Consider the following 18767-nt stretch of genomic DNA (forward strand, 5'->3'; position numbering starts at 1 on the left):
AAAAACCGCCTCTTTTCACGGAGGCGGTTTTGCATTCAGGGAAAAATTACCGCTCTTCCGGCAGAATAAACATACCGTAAGGGTGGATTTGCAGGAACAGACTGTCGCCGACAGACGGCTGTAATTGTGTGGCGTTAATCTGCAACAGCATCGATTGTCCGTGCCAGTCGACGGTCACTTCATACTGCGGCCCCATATACGCCACGTGAGATACAGTACAGCGCTGGCTCTCATCACCCTGTAAGCTCAGGGTAATGGCTTCCGGGCGTACGCCCACGGTGACATTGGTTTTTTCCGTGACAAACTGCGGCGGACGCGGCAGGCGATAACTGAAAATCTCAACGGCATCACCAATCAGTGTGGCCGGGAAGATATTGGCATCACCCATAAAGCTTGCCATAAATTTCGAGGCAGGCTGACGATACAGCTCCTGCGGTGAGCCCAGCTGCATGATTTTCCCTTTGTTCATCACCAGCACCATATCCGAGACCGCAAAGGCTTCGCTCTGATCGTGGGTCACATACAGGGACGTGATATTGAACTGCTGCTGCAATTCACGGATTTTTTCCCGCATGCTGCGGCGCAGGTTGGCGTCGAGGTTACTCAGCGGTTCATCAAATAACAGCACTTTCGGCTTGAGGATCAGCGCACGGGCCAGGGCGACGCGCTGCTGTTGTCCGCCGGAGATCTGATCGACAAAGCGATCGCCGAACCCGGCCAGATCCACCAGTTCCAGTGCCTCTTCCACACGCTCTTTAATTTCAGCCTTCGGGCGTCCCAGCATTTTCAGCCCGTAGCCGACGTTATCGCCGAGGGACATATGCGGGAACAGGGCGTAAGACTGGAACACCATACAGATATCACGCTGCTGGATGGAACGGTCTGTGACATCTTCGCCATCGATAAACATTTTACCTTCGGTCGGTTTTTCCAGACCCGCCACCAGACGCAGCACGGTGGTTTTCCCGCAGCCGGACGGACCGAGCAGGGTGACCATACTGCCCGCCGGAATAGAAAGACTTAAATCGTCGATGACCGTATTGGTGCCAAAGCGTTTAGTCACATTTTTTAATTCAACAAAACTTTGTTGTGTCATGTCGGTTACTCCATGATTACTGTGCATTTTTGGCTTTGGAACGTGAAACACGGGCTTCGCCAATCAAAAAGTCGAACAGGAAAATAATCGCCAGCATCACGACGATCAGGATTGAGCCATAGGCAATCGCCACACCGTACTCGCCGTCTTCCACGCGGTTCAGAATATAGGCGGTGGCCACACGGGTATCCGGTGTCACGAGGAACACAATGGCACTGACCGTGGTGATGGCGCGGACAAAGCTGTAAATCAGCGCAGACAGGATCGCCGGACGCAGCAGCGGCAGCAGGATGTGGAAAATCGTCCGCATCGAACCGGCCCGCAGGCTGAGTGACGCCTCGTCGAGAGATTTGTCGATTTGTCCCAGACCGGCGATACCGGCGCGGATACCGACCGGCACATTTCGCATCGTCATGGAGATAATCACGATTGCCGCCGTCCCGGTTAAATAGAACGGGGAATCGTTAAAGGCGAGGATGTAAGACACACCCGCCACCGTACCCGGCACTGCGAAGCAGAGCATCGTGGTAAATTCGATGGTCTTTTTGCCGCGGAATTCCTGGCGCACCACAATGTAGGCGATCAGCAGACCGAGCACTGCGGTGATTGGTGCGGCGATCCCGGCGTAGAGCAGGGTGTCGAGCAGTGAAGGCCATGCGCCGTCATTCATGCCCTGACCGAACAGCTTGATAAAGTTATCCAGGGTTAAGGTGTAATCCACGCCCCAGTTCACGGTAAAGCTGCCGTAAAAAATACTGCCGTACAGCACCAGGTTGAAGATGACCCAGATAGCGAGGAACGTGGTGACAAAAGCGACCAGCGCGGCAGGCAGCGGCTGGACATCCCCGCGGTACGATTTACCGGACACCGTGACATAAGAGCGTTTGCCGATCCACATATACTGCACACAGAACACCAGCAGTGAGAAGACCAGCAGGGAAGCGCCGAGGGTACTGGCGGCCTGATAATCGAGCTGGGAACCGGTGATATAGAAATAGATCTGGGTGGCGAGCACGTCAAAGTTACCGCCGAGTACCAGCGGGTTACTGAAGTCTGCCAGGGATTGCACAATCACGATCAGGAATGCGTTAGCCAGCGCCGGTTTCAGCAGCGGCATAAAGACATTGAAGAACGTCTGGAAACGGTTGGCGCGCAGGGTGTAAGACGCTTCTTCCAGCGACGGGTGAATGGTTTTGATGGCACCGTCGAGGATCATAAAGGACATCGGTGTAAAGGCGAGCACCTGTGCCAGCCAGATCCCGGTGAAACCGTACAGCCAGTTGGTGTTTTCCAGTCCCGCATAGGTGGCGAGGAACTCAGTCACATAACCGGAACGTCCCATCATCAGGGTGACACCCAGGCCGACAATAAACGGCGGGGTGACAATCGGCAGAATGGAGAACACGCGGCCGATAACCGCCGAGCGTTTTGCGATACGGCTGGTATAAATTGCCAGAATCAGTCCGAAGAACGTACAGCCCGCACCCACTGCCAGCGAAAGCATCACGGAGTTCCAGATGACCTGCACAATATGGGACTGTGTGAGAATCGATACAAACGCAAACGGCGCAAAATCCCCGTTATTGTCGGTGAACATCGGAATAAAAATCGCGACACTCGGGAACACAATAAACAGCGCAATCAGCCCGACCACCGCAATCAGCGAGCCGATAACAAACTGGTCACCGCCCAGCCATTCCAGGCGCTTAAGGGCGAGGGTCATAATCATGCCGAGTGAGATAAACAGCACGATAGCGGAATAGCCCAGGCCTTTTCCTTCCCATACGGCGCTGACAACCGCCACCACTGCCGTCAGAACAGCGACAGCGATATCGGTATAGTGACGTCCCCGCTGGTCGCGGGATGCCGGCGTCAGCGAACGGAAAAACAGCACTGACGGCAGAAGATACCAGAGCCAGCTGACATTCAGCCCGCTCCAGCCGTAAGCGGCAAAAATTTCATCTGGTGTGGAGTCGGTTAAACCATAATCCAGGCTCCAGGACGGCAGCAGGGCAAAGCCCAGCCACGCGATCAGCAGCCATAAGAAGATGGAATCCCGTCCCTGTTTTGAAGGCAGAGTCAGGGTTTCAGACATTAAAGAATCTCCCTTGCCCGTTCTCACTCAGCTGAATGAGACAAGACAATATAATTATTATAATAAAAACAAGACCGCGCGGCAGGACACCGCGCGGCGGACAACATTACTTACTCATTTTGACTTCGGTGACCCACTTGTTGATCAGATTCTTACGGGTATCTGCATCGCCGTATTTATCCATATCGTAGTTGATCAGTTTCAGATCAGAGAGTTTCAGTGACATTGGTGAGGATTCAGCCGTGGTATTGGTCAGGATCTGGTAAGATTTACCCTCTTTCCAGCTGATTTCCTGGGCTTCTTTGGACAGTACGAAATCAACGAACAGTTTGGCGTTGTCCATGTTACGGGCATTTTTCAGGATACTGATGCCGCCGATTTCATAACCGGTGCCTTCACAAGGTGAAATTAACTCCAGCGGTGCGCCGTTTTCCACTTCCAGAGAATAGTCGTGCAGGAAACCGATACCGATAGCGGATTCACCACGGGCGGCGTTACGCGCCGGGGCGATACCGGATTTGGTGTACTGGGAGATATTGCTGTTGAGTTTTTTCAGGTAATCGAATGCCTGATCGGTGCCCCACAACTGGTCAAATGTCGCCAGCGCGGTGTAAGCGGTTCCGGAGCTCTGCGGATCAGCAATCTGGATTTCGCCTTTGTATTCCGGCTTGGTCAGATCTTTCCAGCAGGTCGGGATTGGCAGGCCTTTCTCTTTCAGACGGTCTTTGTTCACACCGAAACCTAAGATGCCGACATAAACCGCAGAAGAGTAGTTACCTTTGCGTTTGGCCGGATCACGGAACTGCGGCATGATCTGATCTAAATTCGGGGATTTATATGCTTCCAGCAGATCCATCTCACCCGCCTGTGAATGCGGATCTAATGTGCCGCCGTACCAGACGTCAGCCTGCGGGTTGCGTTTTTCCGCTTCGATTTTGGCCAGGGTGCTGCCGGAACCGTTACGGACAAACGTGGTTTTCACATCATATTTTTTGGCGAAGGCCTGTGTTTCCGCTTCACACATGGCGTTGGTCGCACTGCAGTAAACCACCAGACGACCGGCGGCATTTGCGGATGTGGTAACAGCGGCCAGTGATAAACCGGCAGCGGCGAGAGCAGAGAGAGTCTTGAGTTTCATTATAAGTTTATTCCTTATTGTAGGGTTCTGTCACCGGAGAGTGAAACAGAGCCTGCCAGATGTTCCCGCTTGCTGACATTGGCTATCAGCAGCGGCATCAGCAGTAATCCCGTCAGTGCCGCGGCACTGGTCAGCAGGGTAAACATGCCCTGCCAGCCGTAATGTGCCATGACCTGCGCGAGCGGCCACCCGGCCATTGCCGCCCCTAAGTAGGCGTAAAGACCCAGGTAACCCGTTACCGTACCGGCGGCTTTTTTATGGCAATATTCTGTCGCCGCCAGTCCGATTAACATTTGCGGCCCGAATACAAAGAAGCCGGTACTGAAGAAACACACCGCCAGCAGTCCGTAATGATGAATCGGTATTAACCACAGGGCGCTGACAGCAATAAACAGGCCGAGGGAAAACAGCAGAATCATCGGGGCGCGCTGACCACGGAATAAAATATCCGATCCCCAGCCCGCACAGACCGCACCCAGCAAACCACCCAGTTCAAACAGTGACAGCGTCGCGTTGGCACTGAGCAGATTGCTGCCGTGTGTTTCGGATAACCACAGGTTTCCCCAGTCATTGATCGCCATCCGGATGAGATAAACGAGAATGTAGGAAAAACCGAGTAACCAGATCATCCGGTTACATAAAATTGTCTCTTTCAGGATCACCCGCATCGGCAGCGGCGGGGATAACTGCTCCTGACGCAGTTCTGACGGGTCATGCCGCCATTGTCCGACAGACGGTAATCCTTCCTCCTGCGGCGTGCCGTGCAACCGGCCGCACAGCCACAGGCCGGTGACCATCCCGATAATACCGGGGACTATCAGGGCAGTCTGCCAGCTGTAACGGGTCGCCAGCCAGGCGGTCAGCAGCGGCAGGGTAATACCGCTGAGGTTGATGGAGATATTCCATAATCCCCACCAGAAGCCGCGCTCGTTGCGTGAATACCAGTGTGTCAGAATGCGCGCACACGGCGGCCAGCCCCAGCCCTGAAAAAATCCGTTCAGTGTCCAGACAATCAGCAGAGCAGGGAATGACAGGCACCAGGCAAACACAATATTCAGCACACCGGTCATAAACAGTCCGGCACCCATAAACCAGCGGTAACCGGTGATATCATGGAAAATCCCCGATACAAATTTTGACAGGCCGTAGCTCAGATAAAACGCGGTCGCTATCAGACCGATATCACTTTTATCGAGATGCAGTTCGGTCTGCATCACCGGCATCACAAAGTTGAAGCTCTTCCGGGTCAGATAAAACGTGGCGTAACCGATTATCATCGATAACATCAGTTTGTTGCGCCAGAATTGATAGGTTTTATCCATGGTTTCGGTCTGTTTTCCGGCCATTATGTTATTTTCCGTTCCGGCTGCAAATGTAATCAATCTGTCAACAAAAAGGATGAGAGAAGGTAGTAGATGACTAGGAATAAGTCTTAGTTTTCGTGATTTTCATCAGAAAATGTGGGCAGGTTAACAATAATCCGGGTTCCGCCGGCGGTGGTCAGTGTCCAGTCACCGCCGAGCGCCCGGACCCGCTCCTCAATACCGCGCAGACCAAAGCCGCCGCGGCGTTTGCTCTCCGGGATACCGATGCCGTTATCAGAGACATGAAGCTGTATCGTGTCACGTTGCTGTTTCAGGATGATGAGGATATGGGTGGCACCGGCATGCTTACTGATATTATTTAACAACTCCTGCACCAGCCGGTACAGAGTGAACAGCACCGTTTCATTTTCCGGCTGTTGTTCCAGTTCGTAATGAAACTCACACTGAATACCGTTCTCGCCGAAAGCAAATTCAGCGATCAGATGGCGCAGTGCATTTTCGAGAGACATTTCACTGAGTACCGGCGGGCGCAGTTCGCGCAGCAGCTGGCGGGTGGACTGGTGAATTTTCTGTGCCAGGTCATTGATTTGTGCTGCCGCACGACTGCTTTGCGGATCTGGTGCGGTTTTTCTGACCAGCATCGACTGGATCTGAATTGCGGTGATGTTCTGGCCGATTTCATCATGCAGCTCGCGGGCAATGGCTTTTTTGACATCCTCTTCCGTGTGTACCAGTTGCTGCATCAGATCCCGCCGTGCCTGCAGCTCCTGCTCCAGCCGTTCGCGGTAGCGCTGTAAATTACGTGACAACTGCTGCTGACGGCTGATGGCAATCCCGAGGCCGATACCAATCAGCGCCTGGGTGCTCATAAACATCTGTAATTCCTGTAAATCAGCAAATGCGCCGTTAAACTGGCGGGCAAACGTGATAATCAGACTGCCGAGCAGAGCGGAGAGCACACCGCCCTGCCAGCCGTAGCGGTATGCCATAAAGACATTGGGGATAAAGACCAGCAGCACCAGCAGGCGCTCAATTTCCGGGGTAAAAAAGATCTGGGCACTGAGTCCGGCCAGGCAGAACAGAAAACACCACATCAGTAATGAGGTGCGCAGCTGCGGATCAGGTGTGCCGTAATCCAGGATCAGGCGGAAATGCTGTTCATGGAGGTATTCATAGATCAGATAGACGAACGGGGTCAGCAGAATACCGCCGGTGAGGGTGGTGAGGAAAATCTGGCTGACACTCAGCGGGGTCAGCAGGCTGAACACCAGGGTGTGCAGCAGACTGTTGATACCGACACCGGCGATCAGCAGTAACAGCCGCTGCCAGTAAAGGGTATAGCGCCACCAGGTGGTCTGGATAATAAAGGCGCTGATAAGGCTCAGCAGCGGCGACAACAGGATCACCGGCTGCGACAGTAACTGCTCCTGCGCCAGCCAGATATTCAGCAGCAGCTCCGCCAGCAACAGAGTCGGCCAGAAACGCCGCCACAGCAGGATCATCAGCGCCAGCCGCAAGCCTTCCGGCAGAAAAAACGCGGATAACACACTGTTCTGACTGAGATAAAAACCGATGATCCACAGACCTATCCAGGTCAGTGAATAGGTAAACAGCAGAAACACCGACTGTAACAGCAGACGTGCGCCGCGCCTCATGGCTTATTGCCCTGCGATCAGGTGATGCGCCAGGGCAAAATGAACCAGATCAATTGTGCTTTCACACTGAAGTTTGCCCAGCACATTGGCGCGGTGGACATGGACGGTTTTATGGCTGAGCGCCAGTTTATCCGCAATAGCCCGCACACTCATTCCGGCCACCAGCAGATCAAACACCTCACGCTCACGCGGGGTCAGTTCTTCCAGCGCACGGTTTTCCGGTGGTGACTGGCGCAGCGCGCGCATGGCATCCGCACACAGATAGCAGCCGCCCTGATGCACGGAACGTACCGCCTGCACCAGTTCTTCCGGGCCGCAGCGTTTGGTGAGATACGCACCGGCACCGGCATCCAGCGCACTCTGCACAAAGGCGGGGGTATCATAAATACTGAGGATAATGGTTCGGAACGTGGTTTTGCGCCCGCGCAGACGGGCGAGAAGCTGTAATCCGTTTTCATCCGGCATGGAAATATCCATGATCACCACATCAATATCCGGACGGCTCAGTTCAGGCCAGGCTTCCGCAGCACTGGCATATTGTCCGGCGATAGTGATATCCGGCTCCAGTGTCAGGAGCTGAGCGAAACCGGATCGCACAACTATATGGTCATCGATGAGCACTATTTTTATCATGTCCGGACAGCGTATTATCAGCAGAGAGGGATCAATTATTGACAGAGGTTATATCAATATAGCGGGTGATAATCGAGGATATTCATACAGAAATCCGCTCTCCGGCTGTTTTTTTACCGCTTAACCGATTCGGTTGCAGGGAAATTATTTCACATAAGCAAGCAACGGCAGTGAATCACGTGCCAGTGCGGTGCATTTGTAGTTTTCCGGCAGCTTTATCTGTTTGATGTCGAAATAGTTCTCTTTATTCATTGCCGCCATCTGCCGGGTATCATAATTGCTCATATCCCAGCGGTTACTTTTGGCAAACAGTAAGATCGCTTTTTCGATACGGGAATTCGGCAGATCTTCATAACCGCAATCATTTTTCAGATAAATAAAAACCGCAGTCAGTCCGGCGAGATCTTCAGCCTGTGACGGCGTCAGCGCTTTCGCGGGCAGGGAAAGCAGCAGGACACAGCTGAATAAAGCGTGAAAGAATAGTTTCATAGTGAGTAGTTTACCGGTATCGCCTGTCAGTTTATGTGAAGATTTTAATAGTTTTGTCGCAGATTGCATCCGCTGACTAAAGTGATGTAAAGACCTTATTCCCGCAAAGGTAATACATTGACCTTGCCCTTAGGGCAGGGTTTAGCCTGCGCTATAACAGAACCCAATCATTTTGTCATAGCATATCACCACTGATGATAAAGGAAGCATATCATGCAACGACGCGATTTTTTGAAATATAGCGCATTCTTAGGTGCTGCCACGATGCTGCCGGCATGGAGCCGGTTTGCCTTTGCGGCGCAGGAACGTCCGGCACTCGGTATTCCGCCGCTGTTAACGGCGGATAATGCACAAAAAATCACCCTGAATATTCAGCAGGGGCAAATGGTGTTTATTCCGGGAAAAACCACCCAAACCTGGGGATATAACGGCGACCTGCTGGGCCCGGCGCTGAAACTGCGGCGTGGTAAGCCGGTAACGGTGGATATCGTCAATAAATTGCCGGAAGCGACAACCGTCCACTGGCACGGCCTGGAAATCAGTGGTGAACAGGATGGCGGTCCGCAGGCGATTATTGCCCCGGGCAGCACCCGTACGGTCAGTTTCACGCCGGATCAGCCGGAAGCCACCTGCTGGTTCCATCCGCACACCCACGGCAAAACCGGCCATCAGGTCGCAATGGGACTGGCCGGACTGGTGCTGATTGAAGATGATAATACCGCATCAACCGGCCTGCCGGGTGAGTGGGGAACGGATGATATCCCGGTGGTCTTGCAGGATAAGCGCCTGACCGCAGACGGTAAAATTGATTATCAGCTGGATGTGATGTCTGCCGCAGTCGGCTGGTTTGGCGACACCATGCTGACCAACGGCGCGGTTTACCCGCAGCATATGGCACCGCGCGGCTGGCTGCGCCTGCGTCTGCTCAACGGCTGTAATGCCCGCAGTCTGCGGATGGCGGCCGGTGACGGGCGTCCGCTGTATGTGATCGGCAGTGACGGCGGCCTGCTGGCCGAACCGGTAAAAGTGCAGGAGCTGCCGATGCTGCCGGGAGAACGTTTTGAAGTGCTGGTGGATACATCAGACGGGAAAGTCTTTGATATTGTCACCTTACCGGTACGTCAGATGGGAATGACACTGGCACCGTTTGATGAGGCGCTGCCGGTGCTGTCCATCCGTCCGACACTCGATGCCGCACGCGGCAAACTGCCGGATGTGCTGGCGGCGATGCCGGCTCTGATCGATACCTCCCGCCTGCCGGTACGTGAATTCCGTCTGATGATGGATATGCGCCTTGATATGCAGGGCATGATGATGCTGACCGATAAATACGGCCCGCAGGCGATGGCCGGAATGGGCATGCACGGCAACATGGGCGGCGGCCATATGAGCGGCGGGCATATGGGCGGAATGAAAGGCATGAGCCGAGGTATGCACAGTGGCGGCGGTCACTGCGGCTCCGGCGATGTTGATCTGATGAACGCCAACAGTATCAACGGTATTCCGTTCTCAATGACCGAAAGCGCATTTGATGTGAAGCAGGGACAGGCGGAGCGCTGGGTTATCTCCGGCGTCGGTGACATGATGCTGCACCCGTTCCATATCCACGGCACCCGTTTCCGTATTCTCAGTGAGGGCGGACGCACACCGGCGGCTCACCGGCAGGGCTGGAAAGATATGGTCAGGATAGAGGGCAATGTCAGTGAGGTTCTGGTGAAATTTGACCATCCGGCCACTAATGCGCATCCGTTTATGGCGCACTGTCACCTGCTGGAACATGAAGATACCGGTATGATGACGGGCTTTACTGTCACGGCCTGAATATAAAATTACCCGGTGACAATCCGCGTCAGTCATGGCGCGGATACTGTTTATCTGTCCGTGGTATGCTAAACTAACGCGCTTTCTGACCGGTATTAAACCGGGTTTAATGCCGAACCACTGAAACAGCGTACCGTTGACGACAAAAATCATGAAGAAACACACCTTAGATACAATGATCTCCGAAGCTGAGATCCAGCAGCGCGTTGCCGATCTCGGCAGCGAAATTTCCGCACACTATCGTCACAGCAACAAAGAGCTGGTCTTAGTCGGGTTACTGAAAGGATCTTTTATTTTTATGGCTGACCTGTGCCGTAAAATTGATGTTCCTCATGAAGTCGATTTTATGACGGTATCCAGTTACGGCAGCGGCACCTCGTCCACCCGTGATGTGAAAATTGTCAAAGACCTGGACGAAGATATCCGCGGCAAAGACGTGCTGATCGTGGAAGATATCATTGATTCCGGCAATACATTACACCGCGTGCGTGACATTCTGTCTCTGCGCGGCCCGAACTCCGTGGCAATCTGTACTCTGCTGGATAAACCGTCCCGCCGTGAGGTGGATGTTCCGGTTAACTGGGTCGGCTACGCGATTGAAGACAAATTTGTGGTGGGTTACGGCATCGACTACGCCCAGAGCTACCGCCACCTGCCGTATATCGGTCATGTGACACTGCTGGAAGAGTAATTTTTCCGGTTGTGAATATAAAAACGGCACCTGCGGGTGCCGTTTGCTTTTGCAGTGATCAGGACGACGGCATGTTCGAGAGTTTGGCGACGGCCTGGCGGTAAACCAGTTCCATTTTCTCACGGCTGTCAGAGCTGATATCCAGATCATGCAGCAGACCGTTGTTAATCCCGTAGATCCAGCCGTGGATCATCACACGCTGGCCGCGTTTCCACGCTGCCTGCATAATCGTCGAGTGACCCAGGTTATAGACCTGCTCCACCACGTTCAGTTCACACAGGCGGTTGATGCGATCCTGTGGTGCGAGTTCGCCCAGCAGGGAGCTGTGCTGATACCAGATATCGCGGATATGCAGTAACCAGTTATTGATAAGCCCCAGCTCGGTGCCCTCAATGGCCGCCTGGATACCGCCGCAGTTGTAGTGACCGCAGACGATAATATGTTCAACCTGGAGCACATCCACGGCATACTGGATAACTGACAGGCAGTTCAGGTCGGTATGGATGACAAGGTTGGCCACATTACGGTGCACAAACAGATCGCCCGGTGCGGCGTCGATCAGTTTTTCGGCAGGAACACGGCTGTCAGAGCAGCCGATCCAGAGAAAACGGGGCTTTTGAGCCTGTGCTAACTCTTTGAAAAACTCCGGATCTTTTTCATTTACAGATTCGGACCACTGTTTGTTATGCGCAAACAGTTCTTCGATTTTTTTCATCATGACGGATAGCCTGTTGCAGATCCTTTCGCTAGAATCTCTTGTATAAAAAATTTAAATTTTAATAAATTGTTATTAAATAATTTCAGTAAAGAAGACGAATTGTCAAGAACCGATTTCGGTTCGCAGGTAATATTGCGGCTTATATTGCACCCAAATTTCTAAATTAAAAAGGTATTTTTCTGTTATGACCTATGCACTGGAAATATCACAATTAACCAAGCAGTATGCGGGAGGCGTGCAGGCTTTACGGGGAATCGACCTGAAAGTCAGTGCCGGCGATTTTTACGCCCTGCTGGGTCCGAACGGCGCGGGAAAATCCACCACTATCGGCATTATCAGCTCGCTGGTGAATAAAACCGGCGGAAAAGTGTCCGTGTTCGGGTATGACATTGATACTGATCTGGTTCTCGCCAAACGTCAGCTCGGCCTGGTGCCGCAGGAGTTTAACTTTAACCCGTTTGAGACGGTATTGCAGATCGTTTTACAGCAGGCCGGCTATTACGGGGTGCCGCACAAACTGGCGCAGGAGCGGGCGAAAACCTATCTGACGCAGCTGGATTTGTGGGAGAAACGAGATGAGCGCGCGATGCGTCTGTCCGGCGGGATGAAGCGCCGTCTGATGATTGCCCGTGCTCTGATGCATCAGCCGAAATTGCTGATCCTCGACGAACCGACAGCCGGGGTGGATATTGAACTGCGCCGCTCGATGTGGGGATTTCTCAAAACCCTCAATGCGCAGGGCACCACGATTATTCTCACCACACATTATCTCGAGGAAGCGGAAATGCTGTGCCGTAATATCGGGATTATCCAGCACGGTGAGCTGGTGGAAAACACCAGTATGAAAGCGCTGCTCGGTAAACTGGAATCTGAAACCTTTATCCTCGATCTGGGATCGAAAAACCCGTTGCCGCAGCTTGAGGGCTATGCTTTCCGGCTGACTGACACCTCGACGCTGGAGGTGGATGTCCGTCGCGGGCAGGGGCTGAACGGTGTTTTTGCCCAGCTGAACGCGCAGGGTATTGATATCCTCAGTATGCGTAACAAAGCGAACCGGCTGGAGGAGTTATTTGTGCATCTGGTGAATCATGATTTGGAGGCTGCGAAATGATGTCGCTGTACTGGGTGGCGCTGAAAACAATCTGGCGCAAAGAAATCACCCGTTTTATGCGGATTTGGGTTCAGACACTGATCCCGCCGGTGATCACCATGTCACTCTATTTTATTATTTTCGGCAATCTTATCGGTAACCGGATTGGTGAAATGGGCGGTGTCGGTTACATGCAGTTTATCGTACCCGGCCTGATTATGATGTCAGTGATTACTAACTCCTATGCCAACGTATCCTCATCGTTTTTCGGGGCAAAATTCCAGAAAAGCATTGAGGAACTGCTGGTGGCACCGGTACCGACTCACGTGATTATTGCCGGGTTTGTCGGCGGCGGGGTGGCGCGCGGTGTGCTGGTCGGGATTTTAGTCACGCTGGTGTCGCTGTTCTTTGTGCCGTTACAGATCCACTCCTGGTTTATGATCATCACAACTCTGCTGATGACATCCGTTCTGTTCTCGCTGGCAGGGCTGCTTAACGCGTTGTTTGCGAAAAGCTTTGATGATATCAGCATTATCCCGACGTTCGTCCTGACGCCGCTGACCTATCTTGGCGGGGTGTTTTATTCGCTGACATTGTTACCGGCATTCTGGCAGGGGGTGTCCAAGCTGAACCCGATTGTCTATATGATCAGCGGATTCCGTTATGGTTTCCTCGGTATCAGTGATGTCTCTCTGACCACCACTCTCGGGGTACTGAGCCTGTTTATTGCAGCGTTCTACCTGCTGACCTGGCGTCTGATTGAAAAAGGACGCGGCCTGAGAACCTGATCCGGCATTCTGATAATCAGCCCGGCACATTGTTGCCGGGCTTTTTGTATCTGCCCTTATTATTTTCTTGCGCTATGTAATTATTTTTCCTCGGTTTATCCCTGATTAATACAGACCTTCTCCCGTTCCTGCCGGCGCCAAAGCCAAATCACAGAATTAGTATGCGTTTATTCCTTACCACATTGATTAATTAAATTAATGTGTCTATCGTGTGCGGGCTGGTGAATTCCGGCGGTTAACTGATGTTTAAGGATAAATTTCATTCTGTTTTATTATTACATACGGAGATATTTTTATGAGTATCGCTGCATACGGCACAGAAGACGGGTGGACGCTTATCGATGAGGTATTGAGCAGTCCGGGGCGGGGAGGCGGGCGCCTGATTAATAACAAAATCTCATATGATGCCTTTGAGGCCGGAAACTATATTGCCAGAACGAATACCGGCTGGAATGGTGCCGGGGTTACCGGGCAGTCTGCTGAAGTGACCTATTCATTCCCGACGTGGGAAGGGATTTATTATAACGCGGCAGGAAATACCGGTTTACGGGGATTCAACGAGTATCAGAAAGACCAGGCGCGCTTATCATTACAGTCCTGGGCAGATGTGGCAAACATTACATTTACTGAAGTTGAGGCCGGCAGAGGGGAAATTTACACCAATATCACTTTCGGTTATATCAGTGATAAATATACACAGGCATATGCCTGGCTGCCGCACACCACAGATTACTATGGCCGGCCATACACCGATGCCCGCGGCTTTGATGTTTCCGGCCAGTCCTGGTACAGCTCGGAGCCCGGGGCGCTGAACGTGACGCCGGTGGCAGGAAACTACGGGCGTCTGACCTTTACTCATGAGATTGGTCATACCCTGGGATTAAATCATCCCGGCAATTATAACGCGGGTCAGGGCGTGCCTTCTTACAAAGACGCGGATTATGCGGAGGACACGCGCCAGTACAGTGTAATGAGCTACTGGAGTGAGAAAATCACCGGCGCAGATCATAAAGGCTATTACGCTTCCGCGCCGCTGCTGGATGATATTACCGCGATTCAGAAACTGTACGGTGCAAATTATCACACCCGTACCGGTGACACCGTTTATGGTTTCGATTCAAATACCGGGCGTGATTACTACTCTGCAAAAAGTGTGTCAGATAAGCTTATTTTCACCGTCTGGGACGGCGGCGGCAATGACACCCTGAATTTCTCCCGTTATAAGCAGGATCAGAAAATTTCGCTGCGGGAAGGTGATTTTTCGGATGTCGGCGGCCTGACCGGGAATGTGTCAATCGCACATGGTGTGAAGATTGAAAATGCGTTTGGCGGGCGCGGAAATGATGTGATCATCGGCAACGATGAGAACAACATCCTGAAGGGCAACGGCGGGGATGATGTGCTGTACGGCGGAGCCGGGCAGGATCAGCTCTGGGGCGGCACCGGGAATGATATTTTTGTATTCTCGGCAGTGACGGATTCTCTGTATGACCGTCCGGATCATATCCGTGATTTCTCAACCGGTCTGGACATGATCGATTTACAGGGGCTGAATCAGAACCGTGACGGGGAAAAATTTATCTATTTTACCGATGAATTCAGCGGCGCGGCCGGCGAAGCGGTCGTGCGGTATGATGGCGGGCGGAATCTGACAGAGCTGCTGATTAATGTCAGCGGAAATCAGTGTCAGCCTGATTTTAAAGTGGATATCACCGGTATGGTGAATGTTCACACTGACTTTATCGTTTAACGCAGCAGGCGGGCGCGGCCGGTGCGGCGTCCGCAGCATTCAGGAAGTCACCATGCAAATCAGCAGACCCTCATTATTACTGTTTTCGCTGCTGTTATCAGAGCAGAGCGCGGCAGTCAGTCAGAGAATTCCCGCCGCTGAAGAACTTCAGGGTAACTGGCAGTTCACGGAAGACGGGCAGACACAACCTGTCACGCTGACGAGTGTTCCCGATAAAACAGCGGAAGGATTTCAGCTGCATTTCCCGGGACAGCCGCAAATATCAGCCTGGCGTCCGGCACCGGACGGCATTGCTTTTGTTACATCAGACGGTACCACCCGTTATTTCTTTTCTGCGGAATCCCCCGGCCGTTACCGTGCGGAAATCTGGCATGAAAAGGGTGCATATCTTCTGAAAGAGTAACGGTTCTCTTTATCCCATAACTAATCATCTTACATCCCGGCGGGTATGCCGGGCGGAGTCCCTGTGTATGCTTTCCGGGAAAACCAGAAATGACATTACGGCATTTATTGCTGCCCGAAAATCCCTGTTTATCTCACTCGCATTATTCAGTGCGCTGATTAATCTGCTGATGCTGGTACCGTCTGTGTATATGTTGCAGGTGTACGACCGTGTTTTGCCCTCGGGCAATGAAATGACACTGCTGATGCTGACACTGATAATGGCCGGATTACTGGCACTGACCGGCGGTCTGGATTATTTGCGTAATATGCTGGTGATCCGCATGAGCAACCAGTTTGACCTCGCACTGAATACACGTGTCTATGATTCAGCATTTCAGGCAAAACTGCACAATACTGCGGATCATCTGCCGCAGCAGGCGCAGAGCGACCTGATGATCCTGCGCCGGTTTATAACCGGTAACGGTATCTTTGCCTTTCTCGATCTGCCCTGGTTCCCGCTTTATCTGCTGGTGATCGCGTTGTTTAACCCGTGGCTGGGCGTGTTTGCCTGTGGCGGCGCAGCGGTGCTGATAGCGCTTGCACTGCTTAATGAACGGCTTTCCGGGCCGCCGCTGACAGCCGCGAACCGTTTGTCTGCCGCCGCACAGGGCATGCAAAGCAGCCATCTTGCTCATCCGGAGCCCGCAGAGGCGATGGGGATGCAGCAGCATCTGCGTCAGCGCTGGCTGAACCGCCACTGCCGCAGTTTGCATGAGCAGACCCGGGCCAGTGATTATTCAGCAAAAATTATGGCGATCACCAAAACCGTCCGCCTGATCCTGCAATCCCTGATGCTGGGGCTGGGGGGCTGGCTGGCGCTGGATAATACCATTTCACCCGGCATGATGATCGCTGGGTCGATTCTGCTGGGACGGGCGCTGTCGCCGGTCGAGCAGGTCACCGGAGTGTGGAAAAGCGCGAAAGAGAGCAGACTGGCGTATCAGCGACTCGCGGCGCTGCTGGCGGCTCATCCGCAGCCGCCGCAGAAGCTGGTACTGCCGCATCCGGCAGGGAATTTGTCTGTTTCCGTGATGCAGGCGGGCTATCCTGGCTGTGATGTACCACTGTTACACAATCTGCATTTCGGCCTCGGACCGGGAGACGTGCTGGGGATTATCGGCCCGTCCGGAGCCGGGAAATCAGCACTGGCTAAATTACTCGCCGGGTTGTGGCCTGCCGGGCGGGGAGCTGTCCGGCTCGACGGGGCAGATCTCTGTCAGCAGGATAAAGCCGTATCCGGGAAGTATATCGGTTATCTTCCCCAGGAAGTTGCGCTTTTTCCCGGCACAATCGCCGATAATATCGCCCGTTTTGACCCGGATGCTGATCCGGAAAATATTATCCGTGCGGCACAACTGGCACAGGTACATGAATTGATCCTGCAACTGCCGCAGGGGTATGAAACCCTGACCGGCGCAGACGGCACCGGGCTTTCCGGTGGCCAGCGTCAGCGGATCGCGCTGGCACGGGCGCTGTACGGCTCACCGGCACTGATTATCCTCGATGAACCCAATGCCGCCCTGGATGATGCCGGGCTGAATGCGCTGATATCTGCCGTTAATACGCTGAAAGCACAGAAAAAAACAATCGTTCTGATTACTCACCATAAACCACTGCTGTCGGTGACAGACAAACTGCTGCTGTTATCCGGCGGACGGATGCAAATTTTTGGCCGTACAGAGAAGGTCATTGAAACACTTAATCATCAGGCGGGTAAAAATAATGATAACTAAATTGCTTTCAGCGGAGCCGGGGGTAAAAACAGACACGCGCGGATATCAGCGGGCGGGATGTTTTGTTATTGCCGCCGGTCTTGCCGGTTTTCTGTTATGGGCGGGATTTGCACCGCTGGATCAGGGCGTTGCCGCCTCAGGAACCGTTGTGGTTGCAGGTAATATCAAACAGGTGCAGTCCCCGGCGGATGGCGTGATTGCTGATATTTATGTACAGAATGGTCAGCGGGCGGAGAAAGATCAGGTGCTGGTGCGGCTGCGTCCGGTACAGGCTCTGGCGCAGGCGGAGTCACTGGCCGGGCAGCTCGACAGCACACTGCTGATGCAGCGGCGGCTGGAGGCCGAACTGCGCGGTGAACAGGCATTGACACCGGCGGCGGAAGACATATTTTATACGCCGCCTGACTATCAGCAGGCACAATTGCAGGCGCAGAATGCACTGCTGACTGACCGGCGGCTTGAGCTGGAGAGTGATATTCAGGCCCGTCAGGTTGTGATTGACGGGCTGACACGGCGGCTTATTACCCTGCGGGGGATTGTCCGCAGCACCATTCAGCAGTCAGACAGCCTGACAGCACAGGCCGCAAATCTGAAATCGCTGGCTGATGAGGGATATCTGCCGCGTCACCGCTACCAGGAAATCGTGCGGGAAAGTGCGGCACTGCGCAATCAGGCGGATGATACCCGGATACAGATAAGCCGTGCGGAGGAAGAAAAAGCCGCTCAGTCAGAACAGATCACACAGCGGCGGGCTGCTTTTCACAGCGGGATCCGCGAGGAGTTATCGCGTCTGTCAGTACAGCGGAGTGAGCTGAAAAAACAGCAGGTTATTGAGAATGACCGGCTGGATCAGCATGTGATCACCGCACCGGTGACCGGCACTATTATGGATGTATCGGTGTTTACGGCCGGTGGTGTGGTGCGGGCAGGGGAAAAACTGATGTCCGTGGTGCCGGAACAGCAGACGCTGATTATTGAAGGCAAATTATCACCACAGTGGATAGATAAAGTGGCTCCCGGTCAGACCGCCGATCTGCTGTTTACCGCGTTTAATCAGAACCTGACACCCAAACTACGCGGCGAACTGACGATGATCTCCGCCGATCGTCTGACAAATCCGGCAACCGGTGAGCCTTATTATCAGATTCAGATTGCAGTACCCGAAACGGCGGCCGCTCAGGTGATCAAACCCGGGATGCCCGCTGAGATTTTTATCCGCACCGGGGAGCGATCTCTGCTCAGCTATCTGTTTAAGCCGGTGACTGACAGGCTCTTTTTCGCGCTGACAGAGGAGTGACGGG

16 protein-coding genes are annotated in these 18767 nt (G+C 53.3%); 8 read left to right on the forward strand and 8 right to left on the reverse strand.

What is annotated here, in order from left to right:
• Positions 1-46 precede the first annotated feature (46 nt).
• The 7 genes from fbpC to JC793_RS03690 form a co-directional block, all read right to left on the reverse strand.
• Entirely contained in the window at positions 47-1096 is a 1050-nt protein-coding gene (fbpC, locus tag JC793_RS03660; protein ID WP_214095833.1) for a ferric ABC transporter ATP-binding protein, read from the reverse strand.
• 16 nt (positions 1097-1112) lie between these two features.
• Complete coding sequence (locus JC793_RS03665; RefSeq protein ID WP_218427523.1) at positions 1113-3191, reverse strand: ABC transporter permease; 2079 nt, start codon at positions 3189-3191, stop codon at positions 1113-1115.
• 106 nt (positions 3192-3297) lie between these two features.
• Positions 3298-4329, reverse strand: coding sequence for an ABC transporter substrate-binding protein (locus JC793_RS03670; protein ID WP_046895382.1), 1032 nt, complete (start codon positions 4327-4329; stop codon positions 3298-3300).
• Positions 4330-4343: 14 nt separating this feature from the next.
• Positions 4344-5675: an MFS transporter family glucose-6-phosphate receptor UhpC gene (gene uhpC / locus JC793_RS03675; RefSeq protein WP_046895381.1), complete on the reverse strand. Its 1332-nt coding sequence runs from the start codon at positions 5673-5675 to the stop codon at positions 4344-4346.
• A gap of 86 nt (positions 5676-5761) precedes the next feature.
• Positions 5762-7309: an MASE1 domain-containing sensor histidine kinase gene (locus tag JC793_RS03680; RefSeq protein ID WP_107680569.1), complete on the reverse strand. Its 1548-nt coding sequence runs from the start codon at positions 7307-7309 to the stop codon at positions 5762-5764.
• Between the two features lie 3 nt (positions 7310-7312).
• Positions 7313-7942: a response regulator transcription factor gene (locus JC793_RS03685; protein WP_182107404.1), complete on the reverse strand. Its 630-nt coding sequence runs from the start codon at positions 7940-7942 to the stop codon at positions 7313-7315.
• 144 nt (positions 7943-8086) lie between these two features.
• Entirely contained in the window at positions 8087-8431 is a 345-nt protein-coding gene (locus JC793_RS03690; protein WP_046895378.1) for a YacC family pilotin-like protein, read from the reverse strand.
• Between the two features lie 213 nt (positions 8432-8644).
• Between JC793_RS03690 and cueO the strand changes: the two genes are divergently transcribed.
• Together cueO and hpt are read left to right on the forward strand one after the other, a co-directional pair.
• On the forward strand, positions 8645-10252 hold the full coding sequence (cueO, locus tag JC793_RS03695; protein WP_218427525.1) for a multicopper oxidase CueO: 1608 nt from the start codon (positions 8645-8647) through the stop codon (positions 10250-10252).
• Between the two features lie 151 nt (positions 10253-10403).
• Positions 10404-10943 (forward strand): hypoxanthine phosphoribosyltransferase, encoded by a 540-nt coding sequence (gene hpt / locus JC793_RS03700; RefSeq protein WP_171819759.1) that lies wholly within the window; start codon positions 10404-10406, stop codon positions 10941-10943.
• A 58-nt stretch (positions 10944-11001) separates the two neighbouring features.
• On the opposite strand, the gene can is transcribed toward hpt, so the two are convergent.
• On the reverse strand, positions 11002-11661 hold the full coding sequence (gene can / locus JC793_RS03705) for a carbonate dehydratase (protein ID WP_025154028.1): 660 nt from the start codon (positions 11659-11661) through the stop codon (positions 11002-11004).
• 184 nt (positions 11662-11845) lie between these two features.
• Here can and JC793_RS03710 point away from each other — a divergent pair, with 184 nt between their 5' ends.
• The 6 genes from JC793_RS03710 (at position 11846) to JC793_RS03735 (ending at position 18763) form a co-directional block, all read left to right on the forward strand.
• On the forward strand, positions 11846-12772 hold the full coding sequence (locus JC793_RS03710) for an ABC transporter ATP-binding protein (protein WP_166707096.1): 927 nt from the start codon (positions 11846-11848) through the stop codon (positions 12770-12772).
• Positions 12769-13539, forward strand: a complete 771-nt coding sequence (locus JC793_RS03715; RefSeq protein WP_046895097.1) for an ABC transporter permease — start codon at positions 12769-12771, stop codon at positions 13537-13539. The genes JC793_RS03710 and JC793_RS03715 overlap by 4 nt, the downstream gene beginning before the upstream one ends.
• Before the next feature lie 295 nt (positions 13540-13834).
• Positions 13835-15289, forward strand: a complete 1455-nt coding sequence (locus JC793_RS03720) for a serralysin family metalloprotease (protein WP_218427527.1) — start codon at positions 13835-13837, stop codon at positions 15287-15289.
• Positions 15264-15692 (forward strand): AprI/Inh family metalloprotease inhibitor, encoded by a 429-nt coding sequence (locus tag JC793_RS03725; protein ID WP_166707098.1) that lies wholly within the window; start codon positions 15264-15266, stop codon positions 15690-15692. Before JC793_RS03720 ends, JC793_RS03725 begins: the two co-directional genes overlap by 26 nt.
• 67 nt (positions 15693-15759) lie before the next feature.
• Positions 15760-17466 carry a type I secretion system permease/ATPase gene (locus tag JC793_RS03730; protein WP_218427528.1) on the forward strand — a complete coding sequence of 569 codons (1707 nt, stop codon included), beginning with the start codon at positions 15760-15762 and terminating at the stop codon, positions 17464-17466.
• Positions 17456-18763, forward strand: coding sequence for an HlyD family type I secretion periplasmic adaptor subunit (locus JC793_RS03735; RefSeq protein ID WP_218427530.1), 1308 nt, complete (start codon positions 17456-17458; stop codon positions 18761-18763). Before JC793_RS03730 ends, JC793_RS03735 begins: the two co-directional genes overlap by 11 nt.
• Positions 18764-18767: the final 4 nt, after the last annotated feature.

Origin of the sequence: Morganella morganii (genome assembly GCF_019242955.1) — a bacterium.
Classification (GTDB): Bacteria; Pseudomonadota; Gammaproteobacteria; order Enterobacterales; family Enterobacteriaceae; genus Morganella; species Morganella sibonii.

Coding starts and splice junctions, on each gene's coding strand:
- fbpC (WP_214095833.1), bottom strand. CDS start 1,096: ATGACACAACAAAGTTTTGTTGAATTAAAAAATGTGACTAAACGCTTT.
- JC793_RS03665 (WP_218427523.1), bottom strand. CDS start 3,191: ATGTCTGAAACCCTGACTCTGCCTTCAAAACAGGGACGGGATTCCATC.
- JC793_RS03670 (WP_046895382.1), bottom strand. CDS start 4,329: ATGAAACTCAAGACTCTCTCTGCTCTCGCCGCTGCCGGTTTATCACTG.
- uhpC (WP_046895381.1), bottom strand. CDS start 5,675: ATGGCCGGAAAACAGACCGAAACCATGGATAAAACCTATCAATTCTGG.
- JC793_RS03680 (WP_107680569.1), bottom strand. CDS start 7,309: ATGAGGCGCGGCGCACGTCTGCTGTTACAGTCGGTGTTTCTGCTGTTT.
- JC793_RS03685 (WP_182107404.1), bottom strand. CDS start 7,942: ATGATAAAAATAGTGCTCATCGATGACCATATAGTTGTGCGATCCGGT.
- JC793_RS03690 (WP_046895378.1), bottom strand. CDS start 8,431: ATGAAACTATTCTTTCACGCTTTATTCAGCTGTGTCCTGCTGCTTTCC.
- cueO (WP_218427525.1), top strand. CDS start 8,645: ATGCAACGACGCGATTTTTTGAAATATAGCGCATTCTTAGGTGCTGCC.
- hpt (WP_171819759.1), top strand. CDS start 10,404: ATGAAGAAACACACCTTAGATACAATGATCTCCGAAGCTGAGATCCAG.
- can (WP_025154028.1), bottom strand. CDS start 11,661: ATGATGAAAAAAATCGAAGAACTGTTTGCGCATAACAAACAGTGGTCC.
- JC793_RS03710 (WP_166707096.1), top strand. CDS start 11,846: ATGACCTATGCACTGGAAATATCACAATTAACCAAGCAGTATGCGGGA.
- JC793_RS03715 (WP_046895097.1), top strand. CDS start 12,769: ATGATGTCGCTGTACTGGGTGGCGCTGAAAACAATCTGGCGCAAAGAA.
- JC793_RS03720 (WP_218427527.1), top strand. CDS start 13,835: ATGAGTATCGCTGCATACGGCACAGAAGACGGGTGGACGCTTATCGAT.
- JC793_RS03725 (WP_166707098.1), top strand. CDS start 15,264: ATGTTCACACTGACTTTATCGTTTAACGCAGCAGGCGGGCGCGGCCGG.
- JC793_RS03730 (WP_218427528.1), top strand. CDS start 15,760: ATGCTTTCCGGGAAAACCAGAAATGACATTACGGCATTTATTGCTGCC.
- JC793_RS03735 (WP_218427530.1), top strand. CDS start 17,456: ATGATAACTAAATTGCTTTCAGCGGAGCCGGGGGTAAAAACAGACACG.